5 protein-coding genes are annotated in these 5791 nt (G+C 70.7%); 3 read left to right on the top strand and 2 right to left on the bottom strand.

Annotated elements, in window-relative coordinates:
* A partial coding sequence (locus IJH84_RS07110; RefSeq protein WP_295141755.1) for a helix-turn-helix domain-containing protein occupies positions 1-777 on the bottom strand: 777 nt, incomplete at its 3' end.
* A gap of 199 nt (positions 778-976) precedes the next feature.
* Here IJH84_RS07110 and IJH84_RS07105 point away from each other — a divergent pair.
* The 3 genes from IJH84_RS07105 to IJH84_RS07095 all read left to right on the top strand — a co-directional run bounded on the left by IJH84_RS07105 (position 977) and on the right by IJH84_RS07095 (position 5313).
* Positions 977-1246: a hypothetical protein gene (locus IJH84_RS07105; RefSeq protein WP_295141752.1), complete on the top strand. Its 270-nt coding sequence runs from the start codon at positions 977-979 to the stop codon at positions 1244-1246.
* Positions 1247-2320: 1074 nt separating this feature from the next.
* Positions 2321-4252, top strand: coding sequence for a 2-oxoacid:acceptor oxidoreductase subunit alpha (locus IJH84_RS07100; protein WP_295141750.1), 1932 nt, complete (start codon positions 2321-2323; stop codon positions 4250-4252).
* Positions 4249-5313, top strand: coding sequence for a 2-oxoacid:ferredoxin oxidoreductase subunit beta (locus IJH84_RS07095; RefSeq protein WP_295141747.1), 1065 nt, complete (start codon positions 4249-4251; stop codon positions 5311-5313). Before IJH84_RS07100 ends, IJH84_RS07095 begins: the two co-directional genes overlap by 4 nt.
* A 71-nt stretch (positions 5314-5384) precedes the next feature.
* On the opposite strand, the gene IJH84_RS07090 is transcribed toward IJH84_RS07095, so the two are convergent.
* On the bottom strand, positions 5385-5591 hold the full coding sequence (locus tag IJH84_RS07090) for a hypothetical protein (RefSeq protein WP_295141744.1): 207 nt from the start codon (positions 5589-5591) through the stop codon (positions 5385-5387).
* Positions 5592-5791 lie beyond the last annotated feature (200 nt).

The raw sequence follows: 5791 nt of genomic DNA, 5'->3' as shown, positions 1-5791 counted from the left end.
CGCGGCGGTGGCGGGTGTCTCCGGTGCGGGCAGCAGTTCCAGCGAACGGTGCAGCGAACGCAGCCCGGCGGTGTAGGAGCCGTCGAACAGCAGCACCAGCGCGTGGTTCCACTCCGCGACCGACCCGCGCACCGCGTCCCGGCCGCGGGCGGCCGCGGCGCGGGAGCGCTCATCCGCCAAGTGGCACAGGTCCAGATGCCCCAGCCGGTAGAGCGCGATCATCGCGTAGGAGTAGGTAGCCGCCAGCAGCTCGTGCACCTGGTGGTCGTCCGGTCGCTCGCGGGCCGCGTGGTGCAGGTGCCGCAGCACGTCCGGCAACGCCTGCACCGCCTCGGCGTGCCGGGTCCGGCGGTCCCACTCCTTGATCCGGGCCACGTCGGCGCGCAGGTCCTCGCCGGGGCGCGGATCGGTGTCCAGCTCCGGGTCCGCGCCTTCGACCAGCGCCTGGCGCAGCGCGGGAACACCGCACTGCTCGGCGGCGGGTCCGGGGCCGCGGCCGTGCGGTGGTTCTTCGGTGAGATCGGTGATGTTGATCGACATCGCGCGGGCCACGGCGGCGACGAAGGAGTGGCTGGCGGTGCGCTCACCGCGTTCGACCTTGCGCAGCAGCGAGTAGGAAACGGCCGCGCGCACCGATAACGCGCGCTGCGTCACGCCGTGGATCTTGCGCAGTTCGGCGATGCGGGTCCCGATCCGGGCGGGGCTTTCCGCGGATTGTTCGCCCGCGGTCTCGGCCTGCTCGGGATTTTCGGTTTCCCCCGGTGTTTCGTGCAGCATGGTTCCTACCCCCTCTTACGCGTCCAGTCAGCCTGATTCGCGTACCCGGAGCAATCCGATCGGGACGGGTGTGGCGATTGTGTGGCACTCCGCTGAGCGATTTCCGGGCCACTGTCAGCGTATGCGATCAGCACCAGAAAATCGGCGCGCTTCGCCGGATTCCCCGGCCGGCGGTGCTGGCGGAGAAGTGCGGACCGCCTTGGCGGAGCACCCGGAGCTGGCCGGGCTGGCCGAGCTGCGCGCGGCGGGATGGTCCTTCCGGTCCTTCCCGGGCGCCGACGGAGACATCGCCGGGCTGGTCGGCTGGCGGGACTGCCCGGCGGGCACGGACGCGCTGTGGATCTTCGACCGGGACGAGTGCCGCGCGGCGCGGATCCGCGGGACGGGCGCGCAGGGGGAGACGGTCTGGGGGCGCACTGGGGACCTGAGCACGTGCGTGGCGGCGCTGCTGGCGCTGCCGGGAGCTTGACCGGGGCAGCTCGACCTGGGGGTCCGGGGTTCCCGCGGCGGGCAGGCCCGGGAGCCGGGTGAATGGGGCGGGGCCGGTGCAGCGAGTGCGCGCCGGTCCCGCCGGCGCAATTGACGATTCCGCGAATTCTTATGAGCGAGATCACAGTGCCGAGTTTGCTCGGCGATCGCGCGCGGGTCGCTTGATTGATGCAGCCGTGCCATTGTCTCCCGTTTCGAAGGGGTTGTCCGGAAGCTGCTGCCGAGTTGCCCGGGGTAGGCGTTCGCCGGTTCGCCGGGCGACCGTGGTGTTGATCACGGCGCTGCTTTCGGCGGTGCTCGTCCCGGGTTTCCGGAGGGAGTTTCCGCCGCGGCTTCGACTGGTGCCATTGGTCACTCCGGAAAACGCGATAGCCGGTTTCCGGGACGTTCGGTAGTCGGAGGCGTGCCGTATGAACAAGGCGTTTCCAGTGCGTGTCCGGACGGTTCTCCCGCGAGGTGTGCAGGCGACGGCGCCGGGTGGGAGGCGCTCCGGTGCAGGTGTCCTTCTGGTGCCCACCGGCGCTGTGCGCAGCATATCCGCCGAGCGCGGGAGGCTCGCGGAGATCGGCGTCGGCCCGGCTCACCCGCTCGCCGGGCCCGCGTTTCCGCTCCACGAGCGCAATTCCGCGGTGCGCGGCCGGTCCGATCGGCGTGCGCCAGCGTGCGTGAATCCGCCTCGTCGCGGTTGGTCACCGCAGCCGGAGAGAACGTTCGCTCCGGAAAGTGCCGACAGCGCTTTTGGTAGAGTCGGTGGCGGACGACGTGAACCCCGCACCGCAAACTGCGAAAACAGCTCGAAAGTTTTCCCGACTGCTCCGGTGGCAGGCGTCCGCCGACGAGTCGGCCCCCATTCGGCCGCCCGCATCGGCCGTCCGCGCGGAAAAGCCGCGGACAATCGCCGCAGCGGCCGAACCGGCACCCGTTTCCGGGCTGCCGAATGGCCGCGCGCCGGGTGCGATCGGACCTGGAACACCGAGGTGGGCTGTATCGTTCGCCACAGGGCGGAGGAGTGGCTCGCGGGCGCCCGCGAGCTGGAAAGGGAACGGGTCCATTGGTGACGACGAACGGGCACCAGCCGCCGGAGCGTCCGGGGGCGGGTGCGGCCACGGCGGCAGGCTCCGATGCCGCCTCGGCCACGAACAGCCAGCAGCTCAACCGGGTGGTGATCCGCTTCGCCGGGGACTCCGGCGACGGCATGCAGCTCACCGGTGACCGCTTCACCTCGGAAGCGGCCGCGTTCGGCAACGACCTGGCCACGCTGCCGAACTTCCCGGCCGAGATCCGCGCTCCCGCGGGCACGCTGCCGGGGGTGTCCAGCTTCCAGCTGCACTTCGCCGACTACGACATCCTCACGCCCGGGGACCGCCCCGACGTGCTGGTCGCGATGAACCCGGCCGCGCTCAAGGCCAACATCCGCGACCTGCCGCGCGGCGGCACCTTGATCGTGAACACCGACGAGTTCACCAAGCGCAACCTCACCAAGGTCGGCTACGAGCAGAACCCCCTCGACAGCGGGGAACTCGACCCGTACGTCGTGCACCACGTGGCGATGGCCGAGCTGACCCGCGGTGCCGCCGAACCCGCCGGGGTTGGCCGCAAGGACGCCGAACGCACCAAGAACATGTTCGCGCTCGGCCTGCTGTCCTGGATGTACAGCCGCCCGACCGAGGGCACCGAGCGGTTCCTGCGGGAGAAGTTCGCCAAGAAGCCCGACGTCGCCGAGGCGAACGTGCTCGCCTTCCGCGCGGGCTGGAACTACGGCGAGACCACCGAGGCGTTCGCCGTGACCTACGAGGTCGCCCCCGCGACGCTGCCGAAGGGCACCTACCGCCAGATCACCGGCAACGTCGCGCTCGCCTACGGGCTGGTCGCGTCGGCGAAGCGCAGCGGGCTGCCGATGTTCCTCGGCACCTACCCGATCACCCCGGCCTCCGACGTGCTGCACGAGCTGGCCAAGCACAAGAACTTCGGCGTGACCACGTTCCAGGCCGAGGACGAGATCGCGGGCGTCGGCGCGGCGCTGGGCGCCTCGTTCGGCGGTGCGCTGGGCGTGACCACCACGTCCGGGCCGGGCCTTGCGCTGAAGTCGGAGACGATCGGGCTGGCGGTGACCATGGAGCTGCCGCTGCTGATCTGCGACATCCAGCGCGGCGGCCCGTCCACCGGGCTGCCGACCAAGACCGAGCAGGCCGACCTGCTGCAGGCGCTCTACGGGCGCAACGGCGAGTCGCCGGTGCCGGTGATCGCGCCGAAGTCGCCTGCGGACTGCTTCGACGTGGCGCTGGACGCGGCGCGGATCGCGCTGCGCTACCGGACTCCGGTGTTGCTGCTCTCGGACGGCGCGGTGGCCAACGGCTCCGAGCCGTGGCTGATCCCGGACGTCACGAAGCTGCCGGACCTGCGGGTCAGCTTCGCGACCGAGCCGAACGCGCCGGACGGCTCCGGCGAGTTCTGGCCCTACGTGCGCGACCCGGAGACGCTGGCCCGCGAGTGGGCGGTGCCGGGCACGCCGGGCACCGAGCACCGCATCGGCGGGCTGGAGAAGGCCGACGGCGCGGGCAACATCTCCTACGACCCGGACAACCACGACAAGATGGTCCGGCTGCGCCAAGCCAAGATCGACGGCATCGAGGTGCCGGACATCGAGGTCGACGACCCGTCCGGGCAGGCGGGGGTGCTGGTGTTGGGCTGGGGCTCGTCCTACGGCCCGATCGGCGCGGCGTGCCGCCGGGTGCGCGGGCAGGGCATGGCGGTCGCGCAGGCCCACCTGCGCCACCTGAACCCGATGCCCGGGAATCTCGGCGAGGTGCTGCGGCGTTACGACAAGGTCGTGGTGCCGGAGATGAACATGGGACAGCTCGCGATGCTGCTGCGCGCCCGCTACCTGGTGGACGTGCACAGCCACACCAAGATCGCGGGCCTGCCGTTCCAAGCGGAAGAACTCCAGAACGTGCTCACCGATGTGGTGCAGGGGGTTGCGGCGTGACGACCACGGACCTCGGACTGCCGGAAGTGGGCGGCCTGCACGGCGTGCCCACCACCGACGAGAAGCAGACCGCCAAGGACTACAAGTCCGACCAGGAAGTCCGCTGGTGCCCCGGCTGCGGCGACTACATCGTGCTCAACGCGGTGCAGAGCTTCCTGCCGACGCTGGGGCTCAAGCGGGAGAACATCGTGTTCGTCTCGGGCATCGGCTGCTCCAGCCGGTTCCCGTACTACATGAACACCTACGGGATGCACTCCATCCACGGCCGCGCCCCGGCGATCGCGACCGGGCTGGCCACCACCAGGCCGGACCTGAGCGTGTGGGTCGTGACCGGTGACGGCGACGCGCTGTCCATCGGCGGCAACCACCTGATCCATGCGCTGCGGCGCAACGTGAACCTGAAGATCCTGCTGTTCAACAACCGGATCTACGGGTTGACCAAGGGCCAGTACTCGCCGACGTCGGAGGTCGGCAAGGTCACCAAGTCGACGCCGGTGGGTTCGGTGGACACCCCGTTCAACCCGGTTTCGCTGGCGCTGGGCGCGGAGGCCAGTTTCGTGGCGCGCACGCTGGACTCGGATCGCAAGCACGTGACCGAGACCTTGCAGGCCGCGGCCGAGCACCGCGGCAGTGCGCTGGTGGAGATCTACCAGAACTGCCCGATCTTCAACGACGGCGCGTTCGACGTGCTCAAGGACTCCGACGAGAAGCAGCGCCGGATCATCCCGCTGGCGCACGGCGAGCCGATCGTGTTCGGGCCGGAGGACGAACGTCGCGGTGTGGTGCGGGATTCGTCCGGCGAGCTCAAGGTCGCCAAGCTCGACGAGGTCGATTCCTCGGAGATCGTCGTGCACGACGCCGAGCGCGAGGACAGCTCGCTGGCCTACGCGCTGTCCCGGCTCGGCGGCCAGCACCTGGATCCGACGGTGACCGGCGTGTTCCGCTCGATCCCGCGGCCCACCTACGACGACCAGGCCCGCGAGCAGACCGCCACGGCGACCGAGACGAACCCGCCGGACCTGCAGGGCCTGCTCACCGGGCACGACACCTGGACCATCTGACCCGACGGGTCGCAGACCGCCGCTCCAGCCGGGGCGGCGGTCTTTTCACGTCGCGGGGAGCTTGGACGGAGTCACTCCGGACATGCCCGGGTCCGGCAGTCCGGATGCAGCGGCCAGCCGTGCGGCGGGTCGTTCAGCGGACCCCAGCCGAGGCGGCCGCAGAGCGTCTGCACCACGCTCCGTTCGTCGAGCCGCCCCTGCACCGCGTCCTCCGCGACGAGGTGCACTTGCCGAGGCCCGCGCAGCCCGACCGCGTACCGCGCGTATTTGATGATCACGGCCCCGCAGGGCCGCAGAGCGCCCGGGCGGCATTCGCCGACCGGGCGGTTTTCGCTGATCGGGTCCGGGGCGGTTCGGTGCGTTCGGGGAATGTCCATTCGCCGCATCGGCTTCCGTCGGTGAGTCGGGGACCACCGGCCGGGGCGGGAGAGTGCCCCGGCCTGTGGCTTGGCCCGCCGGACCGATTCGAGGGGACCGG

The organism is Saccharopolyspora sp. (genome assembly GCF_017434145.1).
Classification (GTDB): Bacteria; Actinomycetota; Actinomycetes; order Mycobacteriales; family Pseudonocardiaceae; genus Saccharopolyspora_C; species Saccharopolyspora_C galaxeae.
Note: the sequence above shows the minus strand (reverse complement) of the source record. Positions and strands in the feature narration are given on the sequence as shown.